At 66.4% G+C, this 23,947-nt stretch carries 18 protein-coding genes; 4 read left to right on the top strand and 14 right to left on the bottom strand.

Annotated features, from left to right (window positions below):
• Window positions 1-310: 310 nt before the first annotated feature.
• Genes ACFRAH_RS23505 through ACFRAH_RS23495 form a run of 3 tightly spaced genes read right to left on the bottom strand, consistent with a single transcriptional unit; the run spans window position 311 to window position 8,060 of the window.
• Window positions 311-4,183, bottom strand: a complete 3,873-nt coding sequence (locus ACFRAH_RS23505; protein ID WP_377993311.1) for a 1,4-alpha-glucan branching enzyme — start codon at window positions 4,181-4,183, stop codon at window positions 311-313.
• A 1-nt stretch (window position 4,184) separates the two neighbouring features.
• Window positions 4,185-5,981, bottom strand: coding sequence for a maltose alpha-D-glucosyltransferase (gene treS / locus ACFRAH_RS23500; RefSeq protein ID WP_377993310.1), 1,797 nt, complete (start codon window positions 5,979-5,981; stop codon window positions 4,185-4,187).
• A gap of 6 nt (window positions 5,982-5,987) precedes the next feature.
• Complete coding sequence (locus ACFRAH_RS23495) at window positions 5,988-8,060, bottom strand: alpha-1,4-glucan--maltose-1-phosphate maltosyltransferase (protein ID WP_377993309.1); 2,073 nt, start codon at window positions 8,058-8,060, stop codon at window positions 5,988-5,990.
• 131 nt (window positions 8,061-8,191) lie between these two features.
• On the opposite strand from ACFRAH_RS23495, the gene glgP reads away from it, so the two are divergent.
• Window positions 8,192-10,810: an alpha-glucan family phosphorylase gene (gene glgP, locus ACFRAH_RS23490; protein ID WP_377993308.1), complete on the top strand. Its 2,619-nt coding sequence runs from the start codon at window positions 8,192-8,194 to the stop codon at window positions 10,808-10,810.
• 170 nt (window positions 10,811-10,980) lie between these two features.
• Here the strand turns inward: glgP and ACFRAH_RS23485 are convergent, their stop codons facing one another.
• Genes ACFRAH_RS23485 through glgX form a run of 3 tightly spaced genes read right to left on the bottom strand, consistent with a single transcriptional unit; the run spans window position 10,981 to window position 14,007 of the window.
• Window positions 10,981-11,337 carry a barstar family protein gene (locus ACFRAH_RS23485; RefSeq protein ID WP_377993307.1) on the bottom strand — a complete coding sequence of 119 codons (357 nt, stop codon included), beginning with the start codon at window positions 11,335-11,337 and terminating at the stop codon, window positions 10,981-10,983.
• Between the two features lie 4 nt (window positions 11,338-11,341).
• A complete protein-coding gene (locus ACFRAH_RS23480) occupies window positions 11,342-11,869 on the bottom strand; it encodes a ribonuclease domain-containing protein (protein WP_377993306.1) in 528 nt (175 codons plus the stop codon).
• 17 nt (window positions 11,870-11,886) lie between these two features.
• On the bottom strand, window positions 11,887-14,007 hold the full coding sequence (gene glgX / locus ACFRAH_RS23475) for a glycogen debranching protein GlgX (RefSeq protein ID WP_377993305.1): 2,121 nt from the start codon (window positions 14,005-14,007) through the stop codon (window positions 11,887-11,889).
• Window positions 14,008-14,120: 113 nt separating this feature from the next.
• Between glgX and ACFRAH_RS23470 the strand changes: the two genes are divergently transcribed.
• Window positions 14,121-14,930: a carbon-nitrogen hydrolase family protein gene (locus ACFRAH_RS23470; RefSeq protein WP_377993304.1), complete on the top strand. Its 810-nt coding sequence runs from the start codon at window positions 14,121-14,123 to the stop codon at window positions 14,928-14,930.
• A gap of 220 nt (window positions 14,931-15,150) precedes the next feature.
• Here the strand turns inward: ACFRAH_RS23470 and rlmB are convergent, their stop codons facing one another.
• The 6 genes from rlmB to ACFRAH_RS23440 all read right to left on the bottom strand — a co-directional run bounded on the left by rlmB (window position 15,151) and on the right by ACFRAH_RS23440 (window position 20,056).
• Window positions 15,151-16,149 carry a 23S rRNA (guanosine(2251)-2'-O)-methyltransferase RlmB gene (rlmB, locus tag ACFRAH_RS23465; RefSeq protein WP_377993303.1) on the bottom strand — a complete coding sequence of 333 codons (999 nt, stop codon included), beginning with the start codon at window positions 16,147-16,149 and terminating at the stop codon, window positions 15,151-15,153.
• A 90-nt stretch (window positions 16,150-16,239) separates the two neighbouring features.
• Window positions 16,240-17,694, bottom strand: a complete 1,455-nt coding sequence (gene cysS / locus ACFRAH_RS23460; protein WP_377993302.1) for a cysteine--tRNA ligase — start codon at window positions 17,692-17,694, stop codon at window positions 16,240-16,242.
• A 32-nt stretch (window positions 17,695-17,726) separates the two neighbouring features.
• Entirely contained in the window at window positions 17,727-18,053 is a 327-nt protein-coding gene (locus ACFRAH_RS23455; RefSeq protein ID WP_377993301.1) for a hypothetical protein, read from the bottom strand.
• Window positions 18,054-18,154: 101 nt separating this feature from the next.
• The gene (ispF, locus tag ACFRAH_RS23450) at window positions 18,155-18,667 is read right to left on the bottom strand and encodes a 2-C-methyl-D-erythritol 2,4-cyclodiphosphate synthase (protein WP_377993300.1); all 513 of its coding nucleotides are present in this window, start codon (window positions 18,665-18,667) and stop codon (window positions 18,155-18,157) included.
• A 23-nt stretch (window positions 18,668-18,690) separates the two neighbouring features.
• Complete coding sequence (gene ispD / locus ACFRAH_RS23445; protein WP_377993299.1) at window positions 18,691-19,473, bottom strand: 2-C-methyl-D-erythritol 4-phosphate cytidylyltransferase; 783 nt, start codon at window positions 19,471-19,473, stop codon at window positions 18,691-18,693.
• Window positions 19,474-19,573: 100 nt separating this feature from the next.
• The gene (locus ACFRAH_RS23440; protein WP_003801164.1) at window positions 19,574-20,056 is read right to left on the bottom strand and encodes a CarD family transcriptional regulator; all 483 of its coding nucleotides are present in this window, start codon (window positions 20,054-20,056) and stop codon (window positions 19,574-19,576) included.
• Between the two features lie 340 nt (window positions 20,057-20,396).
• Between ACFRAH_RS23440 and ACFRAH_RS23435 the strand changes: the two genes are divergently transcribed.
• Window positions 20,397-20,954, top strand: coding sequence for a hypothetical protein (locus ACFRAH_RS23435; protein ID WP_377993313.1), 558 nt, complete (start codon window positions 20,397-20,399; stop codon window positions 20,952-20,954).
• A 66-nt stretch (window positions 20,955-21,020) separates the two neighbouring features.
• Here ACFRAH_RS23435 and ACFRAH_RS23430 read toward each other — a convergent pair whose 3' ends face one another.
• Together ACFRAH_RS23430 and ACFRAH_RS23425 are read right to left on the bottom strand one after the other, a co-directional pair.
• Window positions 21,021-21,701, bottom strand: coding sequence for a response regulator transcription factor (locus tag ACFRAH_RS23430; protein ID WP_003801167.1), 681 nt, complete (start codon window positions 21,699-21,701; stop codon window positions 21,021-21,023).
• The gene (locus ACFRAH_RS23425) at window positions 21,698-22,954 is read right to left on the bottom strand and encodes a sensor histidine kinase (protein ID WP_377993312.1); all 1,257 of its coding nucleotides are present in this window, start codon (window positions 22,952-22,954) and stop codon (window positions 21,698-21,700) included. The genes ACFRAH_RS23430 and ACFRAH_RS23425 overlap by 4 nt, the downstream gene beginning before the upstream one ends.
• Window positions 22,955-23,158: 204 nt before the next feature.
• On the opposite strand from ACFRAH_RS23425, the gene phoU reads away from it, so the two are divergent.
• Window positions 23,159-23,821 (top strand): phosphate signaling complex protein PhoU, encoded by a 663-nt coding sequence (gene phoU / locus ACFRAH_RS23420; protein ID WP_377993298.1) that lies wholly within the window; start codon window positions 23,159-23,161, stop codon window positions 23,819-23,821.
• The last annotated feature ends 126 nt before the right edge of the window (window positions 23,822-23,947 follow it).

The following is a 23,947-nucleotide window of genomic DNA, read 5'->3' as shown; positions in this document are numbered from 1 at the left end:
TGGCACACTATTGAGTTCTCAAACAACAGACACACCCGGCACCACCCAAACCAAACATTCAGGATCGCTCCGGAGCAACTTTTCAAACTTACCCGCTTGCTTCGTCCGAGTCAAATCCGCGATTCTCATCCGGCCCAGCCTGTGGCTTCCGGATCTTCCTGCCGATTCGCTCCGTGGAGCGGCGCGGAAATAAACTCTACCACTACCTCGCCGGAATGCCAACTGGGCCGACGCAACGCCGAGGAGGGCCCGGAATCCCAGGGGATTCCGGGCCCTCCTCCGGGTCTTAGACCGGGGGCTGAGCCGGGACTCAGACGAGCGGACCGCCGGGCAAAGCCGACTTCCCGGTCTCATCCTTCGGCGCGGCTTCCTTCGGTTCAACAACCGGGGTCCCGGCACCCTTAGGTTCAGCAGCGCCGGCCTGACCTGCGGGCGGCCCGGCAACAATGCCGGTTCCGACCTCGCTGGCTTTCGCCCGGGCCGCGGCCGCCGTGGTGATCACGCCGGAGTCGGAGGGCCGGAAGTACGCGGCACCCAGCGGAGGCAGCGTAACCGTAAGGCTCGCCGGCTGCCCGTCGATGCCTTCGCCCTCGGCAACCAGGGTGCCGCCGTTGAGGACGCCCGATCCGCCGTACTCCTCGGAGTCGGTGTTGAGCACCTCGGTCCATGCTCCCGCGGACGGCACACCCAGTGCGTATTCCTTGTGCGGGCCGCCGGAGAAGTTGACGGCAAACACCAGCGGGTTTCCCTCGGTGTCCCAGCGGACAAAGGTCAGGACGTTGCGGTCGGCGTCGGCCCCGTTGATCCACTGGAACCCGCCGGGTTCGTTGTCCCGGGAGTAGAGCGCCGGCGTCGCCCTGTAGAGCTCATTCAGGTCCTTGAGCAGCAGCTGGACACCGCGGTGCGCCGGAATGTCGGCGAGCCACCAGTCGAGGCCGTGCTGTTCGGACCACTCGGCTTCCTGGCCGAATTCGGTGCCCATGAAGATCAGTTGCTTGCCCGGGTGCGCCCACTGGTAACCGAGGAAGGCGCGGAGGTTGGCCAGCTGCTGCCAGCGGTCACCCGGCATCTTGCGGAGCATGGAGCCCTTGCCGTGGACAACCTCATCGTGGCTGATGGGCAGCAGGAAGTTCTCGGTGAACGCGTAGACCATGGAGAACGTGACCGTGCCGTGGTGCCACTTGCGGTTGACCGGGTCCTCGGAGGCGTACTTGAGGGAGTCGTGCATCCAGCCCATGTTCCATTTGAGGCCGAAGCCCAGGCCGCCCTGGCTGGTGGGCGCGGTGACGCCGGGGAAAGCCGTGGATTCCTCGGCGATCATCACGGCGCCGGGGTGGGTTTTGTACACCGTGGCGTTGGCTTCCTGGAGGAAGGAGATGGCCTCCAGGTTCTCGCGGCCGCCAAAGCGGTTGGGCTGCCACTGGCCGTGTTCCCGCGAGTAGTCCAGGTACAGCATGGAGGCGACCGCGTCCACGCGCAGGCCGTCGATGTGGAACTCGTCGAGCCAGTAGAGCGCGTTGGCCACGAGGAAGTTCCGGACTTCGGTGCGCCCGAAGTCGAAGATGAGGGTGCCCCAGTCCGGGTGCTCGCCAAGGTTCGGGTCGGCGTGCTCGTAGAGCGGCTGCCCGTCAAACTGCGCCAGGGCCCAGTTGTCCTTCGGGAAGTGTGCCGGCACCCAGTCCAGGATCACGCCGATGCCTGCCTGGTGCAGCGAGTCGACCAGGTACCGGAACTCGTCGGGATGCCCGAAGCGCGAGGTGGGCGCGTAGTAGGAGGTGACCTGGTAGCCCCAGGAGCCACCGAAGGGGTGCTCGGCCACGGGCATGAACTCGACGTGGCTGAACCCGAGCCACTTGACGTACTCCACGAGTTCCTTGGCCAGTTCGCGGTAGCTGAGGCCCAAGCGCCAGGATCCGAGGTGGACCTCGTAGACGCTCATCGGCGAGTTGTGCGGATCCCGTGCGGCGCGTTCCTTCATCCAGTCCGCGTCCTGGAACCGGTAGTGGGATTCGACAACCCTCGACGCGGTAAGCGGCGGCACCTCGGTCCCGAAGGCCAGGGGGTCTGCCTTTTCCACCCAGTAGCCGCCCTTGGTCTTGATCTCGTACTTGTAGCAGGCACCGGCCTGCACCCCCGGGATGAACAGTTCCCAGACGCCCGAGGAACCGAGCGACCGCAGCGAGTTTTCCCGGCCGTCCCAGGCGTTGAAGTCGCCCTTGACCCGGACCGCTTCGGCGTTGGGCGCCCACACGGCGAAGGAGACACCGTCGATGTCGCCCAGCGAGGACTTGTAGTGCTGCACGTGCGCGCCCAGCACGGTCCAGAGCTTCTCGTGGCGCCCTTCGCCGATCAGGTGCAGGTCCACTTCGCCCACGGTGGGAAGGTAGCGGTACGGATCGTCCACGGTTGTCGGTTCGGCGCCTTCGTAGGTCACCTCAAGGCGGTAGTCCGGCACGTGGCCGTGCTGCAGTGGTTCCAGCACCGCCACCCAGACGCCGTCGGCCTCGTGGGTCATAGGCACGGTTCCGGCAGACGTCACCACGCTGACCGCCTCAGCAAGGTGCTTGACGGTGCGGATGGTCACGTGCCCGTAGTTGTCCAAGTGGGCACCAAGCACCGAGTGCGGGGCGTGGTGTTCACCGGCCGCGACGCGCGAGAGCGTGTTCTGGTCCACGTGCAACGGGGCATGGGGACTGTCGGTGTGTGCAGAGCCTGTCATCTTCTTACCTTCCGCTGCTGCCCCGGCCGGTTCGCCGGAGCTTTTAGTGCTAAGGAGCCGTCTGGCCGCATTCACCGGAATGGCCAGCCAGCCCGGTCGGTTGCGCAACTCGTACACGACTTCGTAGAGCGCCTTGTCCAGCCACAATGCCACAAAGAGCGGCGAATTTCGGTCCACCGTTCCGGGCGCGACCTCGGCGTAGCCTGCCAGGAAGGCCTCCGTGCAGTCATCCACCCAGGACTCGGGGACGCGAACATCGGGCCGTTCGCGTTCGGCGGCGCCGGCGGCATAGTCAAAGGAGCGCAGCATGCCCGCCACGTCCCTGAGCGGGACGTCGGGGAAATTGCGCTCGGAGATCGGCCGGAGCGGCTCCCCCTCGAAGTCGAGGATGGCCCACCGGTCACGGCCGCCTTCGGCACCGGGCACCTGGAGGATCTGGCCCAGGTGAAGGTCGCCGTGGATGCGCTGCAGCGCGCCGGCGGGAACGCCTTCCAGCCCGCTGAGCAGGCTTTCCAGCCCTTCTTCGTAAGGTCCGACGGCGGAACCGGCTTCCGCCCATGCCTGGCGCATGCGCTGGGCTACTCCGGGGGCAATATCCCCGCCCGGGACCGCTTCGGCCGAGACTCCCAGTGTTTCGGCGAGCCTGCGGTGCACAGTGGCCGTCGCATGGCCCAGGGCATGCGCCTCGGCCGTGAAGTCCACTCCCCCGGCCGCCGCTTCAACGGCGAGCCGCCACGCGTCCCGGCCGCCGGCCAGGAATTCGTGGGCCACCGCCAGTTCTCCCTGGAGAGGGCCGTCAGTTGCGGGCGCACCTGGGGAAAGTTGGCCCTGCGGGTACCACTGGCCGGTGACCCAGCCCAGTGTGGCCGGGACTTCCGGGGTCCGGGCGGCGGACAGCGCAGCCCCGACTTCCACCTCCGGGTTCCGCCCGGCCGAAAGCACACGGAAGAACTTCACGATGGCCGCGGAGCCGCCGTCGTCCACTATCACTGAAGTGTTGGACTGTTCGCCGGACAGGACACGGACCGTTCCGGTGGCCTGCGGCAGCGGCTGCGCGGCCCCGGAAAGGTGGCCGCTGGCGGTCCCTGCGGTTTCCTGTGTCCGCATCAGGTCCAGCCATGCGCCGATGAACACGGGGTCATGGACGGCGTCGTAGACCCAGCGGTGCCCCTGCTCCGCGTCGTCGGTTTCGCCGATCAGGGCCCGTTCGGCGCCCGGCAGCGGCTGGCTGCGGTAGCTGAGCGGTACGTGGACAACATCGGTGCGGGAGACGCCGTCGGCCGTTCTGGAGTCAACGGCGGCGAGGAACACCTCCAGGCCGGCCTGGCCGGTGGCGTCCTCCAGGACCAGCCCGCCCACCGGCGCCAGGGTGAAGTCCGGGGACTTCACCGGGAACCACCTCTGGGCGGGCAGCCAGTCGCGGAGCAGTTGTTCGAGTGTGGGTGTCAGCATGGTTTGGGTCATCTCATCCCTCAATCGACAGTATCGGCATCGCTTGCGTAAAGGGTGAAGCTGGGTTGGAGGCCGCGGACCGCACGCGCAGCCAGAAGAAGTCGTGGCTGCCCAGCGTCAGTGTCAACTGCCCGTCGTCGCTGATGCCGGGGAACGGCTGGCCCCCGAAGACGTCCCGCAGGCCCCGGCCGGATAAGTCCGGAAGCCTGAGGGTGGTGGACACCGGGTGCTGGGAAAGATTGAAGACGCAGAGGACGGATTCCGCCGGTTCGCCGGCGGCGTTGCCCTCCGGGAGTTCGCGGAGATAGGCCAGCACCACCTCATGGTCGGCCTCCACATGTTTGAACGCGCCGAGCCCGAAGGCCGGGTGGTTCTTCCGCACGCTGAGGATCTGCCGTGTCCACCGCAGCAGCGAACCGGAGTGGGCGGCCTCGGCCTCCACGTTCGCCATCGCGTAGTTGTAGACCAGGGACTGGATCACCGGGAGGTACAGCTTGCCGGGGTCGGCATTGGAGAACCCGGCGTTGCGGTCCGGGTTCCACTGCATGGGGGTGCGGACGGCGTCACGGTCCTCGAGCCAGATGTTGTCGCCCATCCCGATTTCGTCCCCGTAGTACAGGAACGGGCTGCCGGGCAGGGACAGCAGCAGGGCGTTGATGAGTTCGATTTCCGCCCGCGAGTTGTCCAGCAGCGGCGCCAGCCTGCGCCGGATGCCGATGTTGGCCCGCATGCGCGGGTCCGGCGCGTACCAGCCGAGCATGGCGGCCCGCTCATCGGCGGTGACCATTTCCAGCGTCAGCTCATCGTGGTTGCGCAGGAACGTCCCCCACTGGGCACCTTCCGGAATGTCCGGGGTGTCGTGCATCGTCTCGATGATGGGGGCGGCCTTCTGGTCACGCAGCGCGTAGTAGAGCCGCGGCATGATCGGGAAGTGGAAGGCCATGTGGCATTCCGGTTCCTCCTCCGTGCCGAAGTACTCCACCACCTCGTTGGGCGGCTGGTTGGCCTCGGCGATGATCACCCGGCCGGGGTAGCTTTCGTCCACCATCTTCCGCAGCCTGCGCAGGAACTCGTGCGTCGCCGGGAGGTTTTCGCAGTTGGTCCCCTCCTCCTCGTACAGGTACGGGATGGCGTCCGCCCGGAACCCGTCGATCCCCTGGTCCAGCCAGAACCGCACGACGTCGAACACGGCGTCGATCACCTTCGGGTTCTCGAAGTTCAGGTCGGGCTGGTGGCTGAAGAACCGGTGCCAGAAGAACTGCCGCCGGATGGGGTCGAAGGTCCAGTTGGATTCCTCCGTGTCCACGAAGATGATGCGCGCGTCCTGGTATTTCTCGTCCGTGTCGCTCCACACGTAGAAGTCGCCGAAGGGGCCCTCGGGATCCTTCCTGGACTCCTGGAACCAGGGGTGCTGGTCTGACGTGTGGTTCAGCGGGAGGTCGATGATCACCCGGACGCCGCGCGCATGCGCCTCGGCCACCAGCCGTTTGAAGTCGCTGATGGTGCCGAACTCGTCCAGGACCGAGTTGTAGTCCGAGATGTCATAGCCCCCGTCCCGGAGCGGGGACTGGAAGAACGGCGGGAGCCACAGGCAGTCGACGCCCAGCCATTGCAGGTAGTCCAGCTTCTCGATCAGCCCGTGGAAATCACCCGAGCCGTCGCCGTTGGCGTCCGCAAAGCCCCGGACCAGCACTTCATAGAACACCGCTTTCCGGTACCACAGCGGATCATGCTGCAAACCCGGTGCGTTGAGCTCGAACGTGCTCTTGGGGGTGAAGTGCTGGGTGGGGCTCTGCGGACTGAAGGCCACTGGCGGCTACCTCCGGATGCTCAGGATGTGAGCAGGTTCAACATGCGCATCCAGCCTCACGTAGTTGTACTCCCCCCATTCCCACGACTGGCCGGAGATCAGGTCTTCCACCCAGAAGCCGCCGTTCGGGCTGAGGTCACCGGGCTCGAGCCCCAGCGCGGCCAGGTCCAGCGATACCATGCCTTCGCGTGCGCTGTGCGGGTCCACGTTGGCCACCACGATGACGGTGTCCCTGGTGCCGTCCGGGAGGGTCTTGTGCTTGGAATAGACCACCGTGGCGTCGTCCGTGCACTGGTGCAGGGTGAGGTTCTGCAGGTCCCCCAGCGCCGGGTGGGCCCTGCGGATTTCGTTGAGCTTGGTCAGGTACGGGGCAAGGGTCCGGCCGGAGGCGGCGGCAGCGTCCCAGTCGCGGGCCTTGTACTCGAACTTCTCGTTGTCGATGTACTCCTCGGCACCGGGCCGGGCCACGTGCTCGTACAGCTCGAAGCCGGCGTATACGCCCCAGAGCGGGCTCGCGGTCGCCGCCAGGGCGGCCCGGATCTTGAACGCCGCCGGACCGCCGTACTGCAGGTACTCGGTGAGGATGTCCGGCGTGTTCACGAAGAAGTTGGGCCGGAAGAAGGCAGCCGACTCGTGGCTCACGTGGTGAAAGTACTCCTCAAGCTCCTTCTTGGTGTTGCGCCACGTGAAGTAGGTGTAGGACTGCTGGAAGCCGGCCCTGCCCAGGGCGTGCATCATGGCGGGGCGGGTGAACGCCTCGGCCAGGAAGACGACGTCGGGGTCCGTCTTGTTCACCTCGGCGATGAGCCACTCCCAGAACCACACCGGCTTGGTGTGCGGGTTGTCCACCCGGAAGATCTTGACGCCGTGGCTGACCCACAGCCGGACGATCCGCAGGATCTCCCTGGACAGGCCCTCGGGGTCGTTGTCGAAGTTGAGCGGGTAGATGTCCTGGTACTTCTTCGGCGGGTTTTCGGCGTACGCGATGCTGCCGTCCACGCGCGTGGTGAACCATTCCGGGTGCTCGGTGACCCAGGGGTGGTCCGGTGCGGCCTGGAGTGCGAGGTCGAGCGCCACTTCGAGGTTGAGCTCATTGGCCCGGGCCACGAAGGCGTCGAAGTCCTCGAACGTTCCCAGGTCGGGGTGGATGGCGTCGTGCCCGCCTTCCTTGGCGCCGATGGCCCACGGCGAACCGGGATCGTTCGGGCCCGCAATCAGGGTGTTGTTGGGGCCCTTGCGGTGCTGGACGCCGATCGGGTGGATCGGCGGCATGTAAATGACGTCAAAGCCCATGCCGGCCACGGCGTCCAGCCGGTTGGCGGCGGTCCGGAAGTTGCCGGACGTCCATTCGCCGGTCTCGTGGTTGCGCACGGCGCCTTCGGAGCGGGGGAAGAACTCGTACCAGGATCCGCGGCCGGCGCGGTCCCGCTCAACGAGCAGGGGGAACTCTTCGGAGACGGTGACGAGTTCGCGGATCGGCTCGCGGTCAACGACGGCGGCGACGTCGCGGCTGAAGCCGGCGGCGAGGCGGTCCTCGGGCGACAGGGAGCCGTCCGAGAGGACGGTGGCTGCGGAGCGCAGCGTCTGGCGGTCGGCGTCGTTCCTGGCCGGTTCCTCGGCTGCCTGCGACAACAGTGCCGCGCCCTCCGCAAGCATCAGTTCGACGTCGATGCCCGCGTCCACCTTGACCTCGGCGTTGTGGTGCCAGGTGCCGTAGCGGTCGTGCCACGCCTCGATGACGAACGACCACTTTCCGGTGGAATCCGGGGTGAGCAGGCCTTCCCACAGGTCGGTGCCCTTCCCGCGGTCACCGGACGGCGGCTGGAGCCGGACCCGCTGGCGCTCATTGCCCTTCGGGTCCAGGAGGACGGCACTGACGCCCAACTGGTCGTGGCCCTCCCGGAAGGACCTGGCGCTGACCACGATTCCTTCACCGGGCAGCGCCTTGGCCGGGAACTTCCCCCCTTCGACAACAGGCTGAACGTCCGTGATGGGGAAGCGGCCAAACCTGAGGCCTTCCGTGATCGAAACCTTCGGCGTTTGCTTTGCTGGGGCACTGGTTCGCGTGTTTGTCGTCACAGGCTCGACGTTAGCGAGAAATGGGGCGGATTGCTAAGCCTGCGAACTTAATTAATGAAGCGATTCGTCATTTACCGGAAAGTAATCGAAAGCAGTTCCTGCCGTTCACCTTGTCGATTAGTGTGGCGCAGGTGAAGGCAATCCGCAGATTTACTGTCCGTACCGTTCTTCCCGAGCCCATCCGGCCGCTGGCCAGGTTGGCGACCAACCTCCGCTGGTCCTGGCACCGGCCCACACGGGAACTCTTCGAAAGCCTGAACCCCCGGGTCTGGGCCCAATGCGGCAACGACCCCGTCAGCTTCCTGGGCCTGGTGGGCCGCGAGGAGATGCACCGGCTCGCAACGGACCAGGACGTGGTGGCGCGGGTCCAGGCGGCAGCCGCGGACCTTGACAAGTACCTGACGGAACCCCGCTGGTACCAGGGGCTGGGCAGCGATGCCCCCGCCTCCATTGCCTACTTCTCCCCCGAATTCGGCATCACCGAGGTCCTGCCGCAGTATTCGGGCGGCCTCGGCATCCTCGCCGGCGACCACCTCAAGGCCGCCTCCGACCTCGGCGTGCCGCTGATCGGCGTCGGCCTGCTCTACCAGGCCGGCTACTTCAAGCAGTCACTCTCCCGGGATGCCTGGCAGCAGGAGACCTATCCGGTCATCGATCCCGACGGCCTGCCCCTGACGCTGCTGCGGGAACCGGCCGCCGACGGCAACGGCAAGCCGCTGGAAATATCCCTCCCCCTGCCCAACGGGCGGCGACTTGCGGCACACATCTGGCGCGCCGACGTCGGACGTGTTCCCCTGCTGCTGCTGGACTCCAACGTGCCCGGAAACGACGACGCCGCCCGCAGCATCACCGACCGCCTGTACGGCGGCGGCGGCGACCACCGGCTGCAGCAGGAACTGCTGCTCGGCATGGGCGGGGTCAAGGCGCTGCGCGCCTACCAGAAGCTCACCGGCACTCCCGCGCCCGAGGTGTTCCACACCAATGAGGGCCACGCCGGATTCCTCGGCATCGAACGGATCCAGGAACTGATGTCCGGCGAGCAGGCCCTCACCTTCGACGAGGCCCTCGCCGCAGGACGGTCGTCCACCGTGTTCACAACGCACACGCCCGTTCCGGCCGGCATCGACCGCTTCGAAGCCGCGCAGATCCAGCACTTCTTCGAAGCAGGCCTGGCGCCGGACGTTCCCATCTCACGCATCCTGGACCTCGGCCGTGAGAACTTCCACGAGGGCAACCCCTTCGTGTTCAACATGGCCGTGATGGGCCTGCGCCTCGCGCAGCGGGCCAACGGCGTGGCCAAGCTCCACGGCGAAGTCTCGCGCGGCATGTTCTCGGCACTGTGGCCGGGATTCGACCACTCCGAGGTGCCCATCACCTCCGTCACCAACGGCGTGCACGTGCCCACCTGGGTGGATCCGCGCATCTCGAAACTCGCGCGGGAACGGTTCGGCCCCGAAGCCGAGCTGACGGGTCGCTGGGATCTTGCGTACAACGTCTCCGACGCCGAGGTCTGGGCGCTCCGGCGTGAGATGCGCGTTTCCCTCGTGGAGGACGTGCGCCGCCGGCTGCGTGCCGCGTGGAAGAAGCGCGGCGCGGCCGACGCCGAGCTGGCGTGGACCGATTCGGTGCTGGACCCGGACGTCCTGACCATCGGGTTCGCCCGCCGCGTTCCCACCTACAAGCGGCTGACCCTCATGCTGCGGGACCCGGAGCGCCTGAAGGCCCTGCTGCTGCACAAGGAACACCCGATCCAGCTGGTCATCGCGGGCAAGTCCCACCCGGCGGACGACGCCGGCAAGAAGATGATCCAGGACCTGGTCCGCTTCACCGACGATCCTGCCGTCCGGCACCGCATCGTCTTCCTGCCGAACTACGACATCGCCATGGCCCGGACGCTGTTCCCGGGCTGTGACGTCTGGCTGAACAACCCGCTGCGGCCGCTCGAAGCCTGCGGCACCTCCGGCATGAAGGCCGCGATCAACGGGTCCCTGAACCTGTCCGTCCTGGACGGCTGGTGGGATGAGATGTACGACGGCGAGAACGGCTGGGCGATCCCCACCGCCAACAACGGCGCCTCCGCCGACGAGCGGGACGACATCGAGGCCGCGGCGCTGTACGAACTGCTCGAGACGCAGGTGGCGCCCCGGTTCTACGGAAGCACCGTCTCCGAGTCGGCCGGCGCCGCCGGGCCGTCGGAGTCCAGCCACGAGAAGGTTCCCACGCACTGGGTCTCCATGATCAAGCACACGCTGGCCCACCTCGGCCCGGCGGTCTCGGCCGAGCGGATGCTGCAGGACTACGTCAACGTCCTGTACCGTCCCGCGGCGGTTTCGGGGCGCGAAGCGGTGGCAGGTTCCTACGCCCAGTCCAAGGCGCTGGCGGCATGGATCGCCAAGGTCCGCGCGGCCTGGCCCCAGCTGCACGTGGAGCATGTGGACTCGCTGGGCGTCTCGGAGGACCCTCAGATCGGTGACACCCTCCAGGTCAACGCCTACGTCGGGCTGCACAACCTGTCGCCGCAGGACGTCGCCGTGGAGGTGGCCTACGGGCAGGCCGCCGACAGCGACGAACTGACCAACGTGACACTGGCGGAACTGGAGGCCAAGGAGGAGCTCGGCAACGGCCGCTACCTCTTCGCCGGGTCCATCGTGATCGACCGCTCCGGCTCCTTTGGCTACACCGTGCGGGTGCTCCCCAAGAACGACGCCCTCGCCTCCAAGGCCGAGCTGGGGCTGATCGTCAACGCTTAGAGCGGGTCGCGCCGCAACTCCGCCGTCCTCCGCGTGCTAGCTCGTTCCTCCCCACCGTCCCCCTAGCCTCGCAAGCTCGGCCAGGGAGCCCTGACGGCGTGGGCCCAGCTTTTGACGCACGCTTCCGGACGCCGGCAGTTGCGGCGCAGGCTCTCAAACGTTGGCGATATTTAGAGGAAGACAGCTATCACGGCGAGGTCCTTGCCGGCGTAGCCCTCTGCGTCCTGGAGGATCTCGCAGATGACGCCGAACGAGCGGTCGCCGCGGAAGGCCGCGGGAACCTGCCAGATCACTGTCAGCGGCTCCGCGCCGTCGTCGGAAATGGCGTCGGCGAAGTCATGCAGTGAGTCGTTGAGCGCGTCCAGGTTCACGCCGAAGTGCTCCGGAAAGTCCAGGGCCTCCCCGAAGGCTGCGAGCACGGACTTCTTGGAATCGGCGGCGGGCACCAGCAGGCTGCGGCGGCCCGCGTCCGCGACCTGGTCCTTCAGTTCCTCGAGGGTCCAGGTGTCGCCGGAGTAGATCTTCATGGTGCTATTTGCCTTCTGCTATGAACTTGAACGATCCGTAGTGGTCTGCCGTGTAGTACTTGTCGCCGGCCTGCCCCGCCACGATCCTGCGGGCTCCCCTGTCCGACTCGCCCGGTGTGGGAACCGTGTACTCCCTGTAATACCCGCTGGCCTTGCGGGGCAGGATGCGCTCGAAGTTGCCGAACGTCACGCCGTCGCGGCTATAGGGGTACGGTCCGCCCTGCCGGATCAGGGCGAGGGTCCGGCGGCCTTCGGCCGGCAGCTGGGACTCCCGGATGGTGGCGAGGCCGGACGCGTTCGGGATGCCAGTGGCCTTGCCGGACGACGGCGGTGCTGCGGCGGGTGCCGACGTCGCGGCGGAGGGTGCCGACGTCGAAAAGGCGGGTGACGCCGTCGTTGTTCCCTGCGGTGCCGCACTCTGCTGAACGGCAGTAGGAGGCGCGCCGCCCGGTGCGATGAAGAGGTTGAAGACCGCGAGGGCAGCGACGGCAAGCCCCAGCAGCAGCGTTCCGACAGTCCAACGCCTGCGCATGTGTGATTCCCCGGAGTCTAGGTGCGGTAGATGGTGATGCTGTACGCCGGCACCTCGTCAGGCTCGCCGGACGCGACCACGGTGCCCTGGCGCCGGTCGTGAAGCTCGGACGTGGTGAGGCGCAGGTCGAACAGGCGCTTGCCCGTGCCGTCGTCGTTGGTCACCTGCGGAAGGGTGACCTCGATGTCCTCCGGGCCGCCGTTGACTACGATGAGCCCGGCCACATGACCGTCGTCGGAGCCGAGCAGCAGCTGGACCACCCGGTTCCCGTTGTCGTTCCACCGCTCCGTGGACATGGGCCGGCCAGCCCGGTCGTACCAGTAAAGGTAGGAGCGGGCGTCGCGGACCGGGTAATCATGGGGCTGGGCGGCGAGGAATTCTCCCCGCAGCCGGATGACGCGCTTGGTGCTGCGGAGCATGGCATGGGATTCCGGCGTACTGGTCCAGTCAACCCATGTGAGCGGGTTGTCCTGGCAATACGCGTTGTTGTTGCCCTGCTGGGTGCGGCCGAGCTCGTCCCCCGCTGTGATCATGGGGACGCCCAGGGAGATCATGAGCGAGGCCATGAGGTTGCGCTTGCTCTGGGCACGCCGGGCCAGGATGCCCTCGTCCTCGGTGCGCCCTTCGAAGCCGTGGTTGTAGCTGCGGTTGTCCCCGTGCCCGTCCCGGTTCTGTTCGCCGTTCGCCTCGTTGTGCTTGCGGTCGTAGGACACGAGGTCGGTCATCGTGAAGCCGTCATGGGCCGTGATGAAGTTCAGCGAGGCCAGCCGGGAGCGGCCCGACGGTTCGAACAGGCTGGCCGAACCGGACAGGGCATCCGCCAGCCGGGCCACGGACCCGCCCCGGCCGCCGTTATCGAGGGCGGCACGGTCCGCAACCCAGAACGAGCGCACGGCGTCCCGGTAGTGATCGTTCCAGTCCACCCAGCCACCGGGGAACCGGCCGGTCTGCCAGCCGCCGTACCCGACGTCCCACGGTTCCGCGATCAGCTTGACCTTCGAAAGTGACGGGTCCGCGGCAACTTCCTGGAGGAACTTGTGGTGGGGATCGAATTCGTTGGCTGCGTTCCGGCAGAGCGTGACGGCGAGGTCAAAGCGGAAGCCATCAATGTGGAACTCCTCCACCCAGTACTTGAGCGAGTCGATCACCAGTTGGATAACCCTGGGTTCCGCGAAGTTGAGCGTGTTGCCGCAGCCCGTGGTGTCAACGTATTTGCCGTGGCCGTCGGTGCGGTAATACTTCTGCTCACCGAGGCCCCGGAAGCTCAGCGTTGGCCCGTCCGGCCCGCCTTCGGCGGTGTGGTTGTAGACGACGTCCAGGATGACCTCGATGCCGGCTGCGTGGAGCAGCTTGACCATTCCCTTGAACTCGTCCTGGACGGCCTGCGCCCCGGCCTCCTGGGCCGGCTTGGTGGCGTACGCGGGGTGCGGGGCAAAGAATGCCGCCGTGTTGTAGCCCCAGTAGTTGGTGAGGCCGAGGTTCTGGAGGTGCGGCTCGTCGAGGTGGAAGTGCACCGGCAGCAGCTGCAGGGCTGTGATGCCAAGACCCGTGAGGTGCTCGATCATCGCGGGATGGGCCATGCCGGCGTACGTGCCGCGCAGCGCCTCCGGAATGTCCGGGTGCAGCATGCTCTGTCCGCGGACATGTGCCTCGTAGACGATGGTGTTGCGCCACGGGGTATCCGGCTTCTCGTCGCTGCCCCAGTCGAACTCGGCGGATGTCCTGACGCTGGTCAGGAAGCCGTCGCGTTCGTCGACCGCCCGGCCGTAAGGGTCAAGCAGCAGCGGCTGGCCGCCGTCGTCGTCAAAATCGGCTGTGGGGACGGCAAGCGGGAGGACCTCTTCGCCCTTCGGCGCGGCTTTCCGGGCCGCGCGGAAACCGTACCGGGTTCCCACCGGGAAACCGTCCACCACACCGAGGTGGACACCGTTCGGGAGGCCGGACAGGGTGTGCAGACGCCAGCTTTGCCCGGGAGCCTGGTAGGCCACCTCGAGCGTTGCGATGCCGGGCGCATACACCCCGACGCTTACCCGGTTGCCGGATTCGCCCTCCGCACCTTGGCGCGCTTCGCGGACCCCGAGGGGAAAGGCCTGGGAGTCATCCACCGTCAAGGCTGTGTCTAAAAGGGGCATTACCATCAATTAAAGCTTAGCCGTCAGGTCCAAATAGCCTGTCTTGGTCCGCATATTACGCGGATGGGACGGCGGCGGCACTGCTGAACGCTGTAATGACGCACCCACTGGAGGTTTTCGTGAAGATTGCATTGGCCCAGATCATCACCGGCAGGGATATGTCGCGGAACCTCACCGTGGTGGAGGAATATGCCCGCCGTGCCAAGGACGGCGGCGCCGATATGGTCGTTTTCCCTGAGGCCACGATGCGCGCATTCGGCAATTCCCTGCTGGACATCGCCGAACCCGTCGACGGCCCGTGGGCCAGCCGCGTCCGCTCGATTGCCGACGAGTTGGGGATCGTGATTGTTGCCGGAATGTTCACGCCCGGTTCATCGCCGTCCGATGGCCAGAGCAAAGTCCGTAACACGCTGCTGGTGACCGGGCCCGGCGTGGAGGCCAGCTACGACAAGGTGCACCTGTTCGACGCCTTCGGGTTCCTGGAGTCGGACACCGTGGACGCGGGGACAGGTCCCGTAACGTTCGACGTCGGCGGCCTCACCTTTGGCCTGGCCACCTGCTACGACATCCGCTTCCCGGCCCTCTTCACGGCCAACGCAGAGCGCGGAGCCGTCGCCAACATCGTCTGCGCCTCGTGGGGTTCCGGCCCGGGCAAGGTGGACCAGTGGCAGCTCCTGGCCAGGGCCCGGGCCGTGGACACCACCACCTACGTCCTCGCCTGCGGCCAGGGCGACCCCGCCACCCAGGGCATCGAGCCCCGCGGCGCTGCGCCCACCGGCGTCGGGCACAGCGCGGTTGTCTCGCCTTTCGGCGCGGTCCTGGAGGAGCTCGACGGCGCCCCCGGCCTCCTGTTCGCCGACCTGGATCCCGGCCTGGTCAAGGAAGCCCGCACCAAGCTCCCGGTCCTGGCCAACCGCCGGGAGTTCTAGGGGAGAACAACGCTTCCTCAGATCCCGTCGCCTAAAACAGGACCCTTCCTCACGTCCTGCAGGGAAACCACCGACGCTTCCTCAGATCCTGCGGGAAAACAGCAAACGCTTCTTCACATCGTGAAGAAGCGTTTGCTGTTTCGCTGCGAAAGCTGATGGAGCGTTTGGCTTTTTCCTGCAGAAGCTGAGAGAGCGTCTAGACGGGCGCGGCCGAAGCGGGCTACTTGGCGGCGCGCTGGCGGGAGACTTCGTAGAGGGAGATGCCGACGGCCATGGAGGCGTTCAGGGATTCCATGGCGGAGTCGATCGGGATGGAAACGATCTGGTCGCAGTTCTCCCGGACGAGGCGGCTGAGGCCCTTGCCTTCGGACCCGACCACGATGCAGACAGGTTCGGTGGCAAGGGTGAGGTCGGGCAGCGAAACGTCGCCGTCGCCGTCGAGCCCCAGGACGAAGACGCCCATGTCCTTGAACTGCTTGAGGGCGTTGTTCAGGTTGGAGGCCCGGGCCACCGGGACGCGGACGGCCGCGCCGGCGCTGGTCTTCCATGCTGCGGCCGTGACGCCGACGGAGCGGCGCTCCGGGACGATGACGCCGTGGCCGCTGAATGCCGAGACCGAACGGATGATCGCCCCGAGGTTGCGGGGGTCGGTGATGCCGTCCAGGGCAACGAAGAGCGGGGCGTTCGCGATGTGCCCCTTCTTCCAGCCCTCAACGGTCTCTTCGGCCAGGTCGTAGGCGTCCTGGTACTCGTACGGCGGGATCTGCAGCACGAGCCCCTGGTGGACGGCGTCGTCGGTCATCCGGTCCAGCTCGGGCTTGCCGGTTTCCAGCAGCGGGATGCCCCGTTCGGCGGCGATCTTCAGCGATTCCTTGACGCGGTCGTCCATCTCGATGCGGATGGCGACGTGCAGCGCCTTGGCCGGAATGCCGGCGCGGAGAGCCTCGACGACGGAGTTGCGGCCGGTGACGACCTCTTCGGTGGCGCGCCCCTTCGGGCCCGACCGGGCGCCGGCGCTGCGCGCACCTGTACCGCCTGACCGCTTGGCTGCGGAACGCTCGGAGAGCTGCTTGTTCTTGTACGCCTTGTGGTACGGGCGGTCCTCGGCCTTGGGGGTTGGCCCCTTGCCCTCGAGTGCCTTGCGGCCGTGGCCACCGGTTCCGGTGGTGGGGCCCTTCTTGTTCTTGCGGATTGCGCCCGGGCGACCGTTGTTGGCCATGATTCCACCTTGTTTGTATTGAGTAAGTCTGAACTCCAGTCTACTGACTGGCGTTAAATCGTTGGGCCGGCGGCCCCGGGGCCGCGAAGGCTAGCTGCGCTGCAAGCTCCAGGTGGCGCCGTCGGCGTTGTCCTCCACCAGGATGCCGGCGGCCGCAAGCGTGTCCCGGATGGCATCCGAGGCGGCCCAGTCCTTCCTGGAACGGGCGTCGGCGCGGGCGGCGAGCTGCGCCTCGATAAGCGTCCCGAGAGCACTGGTGGCCTGGTCGTCAAGGGCCGGCTGTGCAGCGGCGCTGATTCCCAGGACCCGCAGCATGTCGGTCACGCCGATCAGCGCCTGCCGCGTTGTCTCCAGGTCGCCGCCGGTGAGCGCCGAGTTTCCGGCGCGGACCGTGTCGTGCAGCACGGCGAGGGCCTGCGGCACGTTGAGGTCGTCGTCCATCGCCGCGGCGAAGGCGTCCGGAACGATGCCGTGGCTGCCAAACGACAGGACGCCGTCGGAGGACAGCGCACGGACGGCACGGGCAATGAAACCGTCAATGCGTTCGACGGCGGCCGCGGCCTCCTGCAGCGACGTCGGCTGGTAGTCCAGCACCGACCTGTACTGCGCCTGGCCCAGGTAGTAACGCACGACGCGCGGCGGCGCGAGCTCCAGCATCTCCGCCGGGCTGATCGTGTTGCCGACGGACTTCGACATCTTTTCGCCTTGGTAAGTAACCATGCCGTTGTGCATCCAGAAGTTCGCGAAGCCGTGGCCCGCCGCCTGGGATTGAGCCATCTCGTTTTCGTGGTGCGGGAAGCGCAGGTCCAGGCCGCCGCCGTGGATGTCGAACTCGGTGCCGAGGTACTTCGTGACCATCGCGGAGCATTCGAGGTGCCAGCCCGGACGCCCGGCGCCCCACGGCGAAACCCAGCTCGCCGTCGTCGGTTCCCCTTCCTTGTGGCCCTTCCAGAGGGCAAAGTCGCGGGGGTCCTTCTTGCCGCGCGGGTCCGCGTCGGCGGCGCCCTGCATGTCGTCGATTTTCTGCCGAGTCAGGGCGCCGTACTTGTTCCACGAGCGGACGTCGAAGTAGACGTCACCGGAGCCGTCGAGGGCGGGGTACGCGTGGCCGCGGTCGATCAGCAGCTGGATGAGGGCATGCATCTCCGGGATGTGGCCGGTCGCCCGCGGCTCGTATGTGGGGCGGGAGACGCCGAGGGTGTCGTAGGCCTTGAGGAATTCCTGCTCATAGCGGTAGGCCAGCGCCCACCATTCCTCCTCCGGCACGGAGCCGGGCTCCTGCTCGAAATCCGGGTGAAAGGAGGCCTCGGACTTGGCGAGGATCTTGTCGTCGATGTCGGTGACGTTCCTGACCACGGTGACGCGGAAGCCGCGGTATTCCAGCCAGCGGGTGAGCTGGTCGAAGGCGATGGCGGAGCGGATGTGGCCCACATGCGGCATGCCCTGCACCGTGGCACCGCAGTAATACAGGCTTGCCTTGCCCGGTACCAGGGGAACGAAGTCGCGGACTTCGGCGGATGCAGTGTCGTAAAAGCGCAGGGTCACCGCTCCAGATTAGCCGATGCCCATGTCCCCGTTTACTTGCAGACCTGGCCGATCCGGTTGTTCTGCCTGGCGAGTTCCGCCGTCTGCTCCGAGCTCTTGGTTCCCAGCGAAGTGCCGGCCACCTGCTTCATGATGTCGGCCATCTTCTGGATGGGGTCGGCAACGTCCTGGGCCACCTTGTCGGCGACCTCCTGGTAGTGCTTGGCGATCTGGTCGGCCTGCTGCTGCTGGTTGCCGCTGGGCTTGAACGTGTCGCCCTGCAGGAACTTGCAGCTTTCCTCGACGCTCAGGCGGGAGCTGCCGGCACAGCCGGCCAGAAGCATCCCTGCGATCACGACGGCGGGAAGCAACTTTTTCACGGCGGGTCTCCTGTGATTGCGGTACTGGTGCTTATTCCAGCGTAGGTGATGTGGCCCGACGGCCGAGCACCGTCATTGCCGGTCAGCCGGGCGGCTGGCTGCTATCCGGCCGGGTAGACGAGGGCCGTTGCCACAGCGGAAATGCCTTCGCCGCGGCCGGTGAAGCCGAGGCCGTCGCTGGTAGTGGCGGTGACGCTGACCGGGGCGCCCGCGGCCTCGGTCAGGACACGCTGGGACTCCTCCCGGCGCGGGCCGAACTTGGGCCGGTTGCCCACGAACTGCACGGCAACATTGCCAATCTCAAAGCCGGCCGCCCGAACGATGCGGGCAGCCTCGGCCAGCAGCGTCACTCCGGACGCACCGGCGAATTCAGGCCGGTCCGTGCCGAAGTGCGTACCAAGGTCGCCGATGCCGCAGGCGGAGAACAGCGCGTCCGCTGCTGCGTGCGCCACGGGATCGCCGTCGGAGTGGCCGGCGAGGCCCCGCTCCCCCTCCCAGAAAAGCCCGCCCAGCCATAGCGGCTGCGGGTCGCTCTCCGGAGCAAAGGCGTGCACGTCGATGCCGATGCCTGTCCGTGGCAGGAGCGCCGGGGTCCGCGAAGGGTTGTTGGTCATGGAGTTTTCCGTCATGTGGTTTGTCAGCCTTCCACCCAGCGGGCGCCGAGCGGCCCCTCGAGCAGGCCCTCCGCGATGATGAGGTCCAGCGATGTGGTGATTTTCAGGGACTGGCTGGCTCCGCGGACGGCATGCACCGGCACGCCGAGAAGCTCCACCAGCATGGCGTCGTCGGTAACCGCAGCCGCCTGGCGCTCATCGAAGCCCGCGGCTGCTTCATGCGCCTGCCGCAGTACGGAAAGCTTGAAGCCCTGCGGGGTCTGCACTGCCCGAAGCTCCTCGCGGGGCGCTGTTCCGGTGACGAGTTCGGGCGCGATGTCCGCGGCCTGACCCTCGGTGGCGGCGACCGTCTTGACGGTGTCCACCACCGGGATGACCGGAATGACGGCGTCGGCGCCGGCGGCCAGGGCCTGGGCAACGCGGTGGAAGACCGGCTCCGGTGTCAGGGCACGGGCGGCGTCATGGACCAGGACCGCTTCGGTGCCGTCCTCCACGGCGGCCAAAGCGGAACGGACGGAGTCCGCCCGGGAGGCGCCGCCGTCGACCATTGTCAGCAGCGGACCGCCGTCGACCAACTCCACCCGGAAGTCCTCGCAGAGCCGGCGAAGCTCCTTTTCACCGGCCGGAAGCGCGATGCACACCTGGCTCGCAATGCCCGCCGCGACGATCCCGCGGAGGGCATGCATCAGTATCGGTTCACCGCCCAGCGGCACAGCCGCCTTCGGCATGCCGTAACCCAGCCTCTGCCCGGAACCGGCGGCGACGAGTATCACGGCGGTCACGGGGCGCCTGGGTGCAGTGTTCATGCGCTCTAGCCTACGTCCCTGCCGTGCTTTTTCGGGCAAGAAGAAACCCCGGCGGCACTCTGCCACCGGGGTTCAATTCTTGTCAGGAAGCTCCTATTACTTAGGAAGCCAGGACCTCGTCGAGAACGCTCGCAGCCTTCTCTTCGTCGGTCTTTTCAGCCAAAGCCAATTCTGAGATCAGAATCTGCCGGGCCTTGGCCAGCATTCGCTTCTCGCCTGCGGAAAGGCCCCGGTCGTGATCACGGCGCCACAGGTCGCGGACGACCTCTGCAACCTTGATAACGTCACCGGAAGCAAGCTTCTCCAGATTTGCCTTGTAACGACGCGACCAGTTGGTGGGCTCCTCAGTGAACTCGGCACGAAGCACATCAAACACGTGCTCCAAACCGTCTTTGCCCACTACGTCGCGTACCCCAACGAGGTCAACGTTTTCTGCTGGAACTTCAATGGTCAGATCACCCTGAGCCACCTTGAGCTTGAGATACATCTTCTCTTCGCCCTTAACAGTGCGCATCTTGATCTCTTCAATTTTTGCTGCACCGTGGTGAGGGTAAACTACTGTCTCGCCGACCTCAAAAACCATGTGGACTTTCCCCTTTCCCGCAGACCAGTTTATCACGATTAAGGCATATCTCTGGCATGGATACGGGCCTGGAAGCCCGTAAATCCGCGGAAAATAGCCGAAATCGGCCCCTTAGACCCCTTGACGAACGCGAACAATAGTGCATCGCATGCACGCCCACAAGCGTTACGCGCGGGTAGTTGCGGGCCCTCATGGACGGCAACGACGGCGCCGGGGATGCCCGGAAAGGGCCGGTCATGTGGAGGCGCCGAATCCTTGTTTGACCCTCTTTGCCGATAGGCTATGCCTGAAAACTTTTCCAAAGACTTTTCTAGGAGTGCGTGACGTGCGTTTCACTGCGATGAACCGGGGCCAGAGCGGCAAGATGGCGATGGCGGCAGCCGCCCTGAGCATCGGCCTGCTGGGCCTGACGGGCTGCGGCTACGTCAACGCCCAGCAGACCTCTCACCAGTACTCTTCCTCCGATGGAGTCCGTGCCGACGTCGGACCGGTCCAGCTCCGCAACATGCTGATCGTTTCCGCCGGTGAGAACCAGCCCGGCCGCGTCATTGGCGCCGTCTACAACTCCTCCTCGAAGGACGTCAAGGTCACCCTCAAGGGTGCCGAGGGCGCACAGACTGAAGTTCCGGTCAAGAAGAACTCCTACACCCTGCTGAACCAGTCCACGGACGCAGCAATCCTGAGCACATCCGGCGGCAAGCCCGGAGCGCTCGCGGACATCCAGGTCAGCGAAGACGGCACCAACGTCGACAAGACCGTGAAGATCCCTGTCGTGGACGGCACCCTGAAGGAATACGCCGCCTACCTGCCCGGCGGCACTCCCAGCGAATCTGCCACCCCGAGCCAGACCGCGACGCCGGGCGAGTCCGCCACGGCCACGCCCACCGAAAGCCACTAACAGCGCACATGAAGAAGGAGGGGTTCCCGGCCGGGAACCCCTCCTTCTTCGTGTTGCCGGTGCGTCCTACGGTTCGAACTTGTAGCCCAGTCCGCGCACGGTGACCAGGTACCGCGGCAGGGACGGGTCGGGTTCGATCTTGCTGCGGAGCCGCTTGACGTGGACGTCAAGCGTTTTGGTGTCGCCCACATAGTCGGAGCCCCAGACGCGGTCGATCAGCTGGCCACGGGTCAGCACGCGTCCGGAGTTGCGCAGCAGCATTTCCAACAGTTCGAACTCCTTCAGCGGCAGGGACACCTGTTCGCCGTCGACACTCACCACGTGCCGTTCAATGTCCATCCGCACAGGGCCGGCGTGGACGGTGGAGGAGATGAGTTCCTCCGGTTCGCCCTGGCGCCGCAGGACCGCGCGGACGCGGGCCACCAATTCGCGGGAGGAGTAGGGCTTGGTGACGTAGTCGTCCGCCCCCAGCTCCAGGCCGACGACCTTGTCGATCTCGGTGTCCTTGGCGGTCAGCATGATGACCGGGACGGTGGAGCGCTGCCGCAGCTGCCGGCAGACCTCGGTGCCGGACTGGCCCGGCAGCTGGAGGTCGAGCAGCACGAGGTCTGCCCCGTTGCGGTCGAATTCCGTGATGGCGTCGAGGCCGTTGTCCACGACCTCCACTTCGAACCCTTCCTTGCCCAGAAGATAGGACAGGGGATCGCTGAACGATTCCTCATCCTCGACAATAAGAATCCTGCTCAAGCGTTAGCTCCTCGTTCGTGGACGCCGGCGGCGTCGTGTGGTTCCTTGGCCTGTTGCGGCCGGTCGGGCTGGCCCTGCGGTGAGGCGGGGGCCAATGTCTTTGCAGCGCGCGGATCCAGGACGGGCTGGTCTTCCTGCCCTTCCATCTCCGGCAGCCGGAGGGTGAACGTGGAGCCCTGCCCGGGCTGGGACCAGAGGGTGACTTCCCCGCCGTGGTTGGAAACAACGTGTTTGACGATGCTCAGGCCCAGGCCGGTTCCGCCGGTGTGACGGGACCGGGCCGCATCCACCCGGTAGAAGCGCTCGAAGACCCGTTCCTGATCCTCGGGCGACAGGCCTTCGCCCTGGTCCGTGACCGAGACGGAAACCAGGCCCTCCTTGGACCGCACGCCGATGCCCACGCGGGTGTTTTCCGGCGAGTACCGGATGGCGTTGTCGATGAGGTTGCGCAGCGCGGTGACCAGAAGGTCCTGGTCACCGTAGACCTTGGCCTCCGCCCGGCCGCCGATGACGATCTGGATGTTTTTGCTCTCTGCGGGCAACTGCGACCGGTCCACGGCTTCGGAGATGACGTCGTTGATGTCCACGGGGTGCCCCTGCTGCGCCACGTTGGCGCCCTGCAGCCGGGAAAGCTCAATGATGTCCTGCACCAGGGCGGCGAGGCGGGCCGACTCCTTGTGCATGCGTTTCGCGAAGCGGCGGACGGCGTCCTCGTCATCCGCGGACGATTCCAGTGCCTCGGCCAGCAGCGAGATGGCGCCGACCGGGGTCTTCAGTTCGTGGGACACGTTGGCCACGAAATCGTTGCGGATCTCCTCGGTACGGGTGATTTCGGTGCGGTCATCGGCCAGCAGGACGATGTATTCCTCGCCAAGCATCGCTGCCCGGACCTGCACGATGATGGTCCCCTGGCCGAGCGGCCCCCGCGACAGTTCCAGCTGCCGCTCCAGGATCACGCCGTCGCGCCGGACGTTCGCCGTCATGTCCAGCAGCTCACGGTGCACCACCGTGTGCCCGCGTACCAGGCCGTAGGCGTAGGCCGCCGGACTCGCCCGGACGACGCCGTCGATCGCGTCCACCACCACGAACGCCTGCCCGACGACGGCCAGCACCTCCGCGGAGCCCTGGGGCAGCGCCGGTTCGTCGTACTCAATGTCCACGAGCTCGCGCTGCTTCTCGCTGGCCCGGAAGGCGAGCACGCCAAAGACGCCGAACGACAGGCCCAGCAGGCCGGCGATGACACCTAAGAGCATTGGATCCACGCCTCCAGCTTATGCTTCCGGGAAGCCCCGATATCCGATAAACGGCCCATGCGGTACGGATTCAGCTAACGTTCATCTTGAGGTGTGCAACAGTTCACCAAACACTGGAAGAGTGTGCGGTTGGACTGCCGGAACGGTGACACGAAATTCTGACCGCCGCGGCGGGGCGGAGTTTCCGAGGGAAAGGACGCCTACGTGCGCAAGGTTTTTCAGGAGGAGCTGGCCCATGTGGGCGAGGACCTCATCGAGATTTCAAAGCTGGTCAGCGAAGCGATCGGCAAGGCAACCACATCGTTCGAGAGTGCCGACGTCGACCTGGCCCAGGACGTCATCGCCGCGGACGCCAGGATCGACTTCCTGCAGAACAGCCTGGACGAGCGGGCCATCGACATCCTCGCCCTGCAGGGCCCCGTGGCCAGCGACCTGCGCATGATCGTCGGGTCGCTGCGGATGAGCGCGTCGCTGGAGCGGATGGGCGATCTTGCCCGCCACATCGCCCAGCTCGCCAGGCTGCGGTTCCCCTCCACGGTGATTCCCGAGTCGCTGACCGGGACGTTCAAGAGCTTCGCCGAGACGGACATCGAGATCGCGAACAAGCTCACCCAGCTGCTGGAGACCCGCGACCTCGAGGTTGCCCGCGACATCCTGAAGGCCAACTCCGCGGTGAACGACCTCCACCTCAGCGTCTTCAAGGCGATCGCACGCCCGGACTGGCAGGAATCCCCGGCCACCACCGTGGACGTGGCCCTGGCCAGCCGCTACTTCGAGCGGTTCGCTGACCACGGTGTGTCCGTGGCGCAGAAGGTCACCTACCTCGTGACCGGCGCGTGGCACCCGAACAGCATCGAGCACGGCTAAGCACTCCGCCGACGGGAGTTTTTGTCCACTTATTAGGCCCTGAAGGCGCGTGTGGGGCCGTTATCTTACAAAAACTCCACAGGATTAAACGGACGACGCCGGCTGGTCACCTGAGGTGACCGGCCG

The sequence above is a fragment of the Arthrobacter sp. NPDC056727 genome, assembly GCF_042790555.1.
GTDB lineage: Bacteria > Actinomycetota > Actinomycetes > Actinomycetales > Micrococcaceae > Arthrobacter.
This window is presented reverse-complemented; position numbering and strand designations above follow the sequence as displayed.

Excerpts from the sequence above, each read along its gene's own strand:
- rlmB (WP_377993303.1), bottom strand. The coding sequence starts at position 16,149 with ATGGCCAACAACGGTCGCCCGGGCGCAATCCGCAAGAACAAGAAGGGC.
- ACFRAH_RS23505 (WP_377993311.1), bottom strand. The coding sequence starts at position 4,183 with ATGACCCAAACCATGCTGACACCCACACTCGAACAACTGCTCCGCGAC.
- ispF (WP_377993300.1), bottom strand. The coding sequence starts at position 18,667 with ATGACCAACAACCCTTCGCGGACCCCGGCGCTCCTGCCACGGACAGGC.
- glgX (WP_377993305.1), bottom strand. The coding sequence starts at position 14,007 with ATGGTAATGCCCCTTTTAGACACAGCCTTGACGGTGGATGACTCCCAG.
- ACFRAH_RS23480 (WP_377993306.1), bottom strand. The coding sequence starts at position 11,869 with ATGCGCAGGCGTTGGACTGTCGGAACGCTGCTGCTGGGGCTTGCCGTC.
- ACFRAH_RS23440 (WP_003801164.1), bottom strand. The coding sequence starts at position 20,056 with ATGGTTTTTGAGGTCGGCGAGACAGTAGTTTACCCTCACCACGGTGCA.
- ACFRAH_RS23435 (WP_377993313.1), top strand. The coding sequence starts at position 20,397 with ATGAACCGGGGCCAGAGCGGCAAGATGGCGATGGCGGCAGCCGCCCTG.
- ispD (WP_377993299.1), bottom strand. The coding sequence starts at position 19,473 with ATGAACACTGCACCCAGGCGCCCCGTGACCGCCGTGATACTCGTCGCC.
- ACFRAH_RS23485 (WP_377993307.1), bottom strand. The coding sequence starts at position 11,337 with ATGAAGATCTACTCCGGCGACACCTGGACCCTCGAGGAACTGAAGGAC.
- ACFRAH_RS23425 (WP_377993312.1), bottom strand. The coding sequence starts at position 22,954 with ATGCTCTTAGGTGTCATCGCCGGCCTGCTGGGCCTGTCGTTCGGCGTC.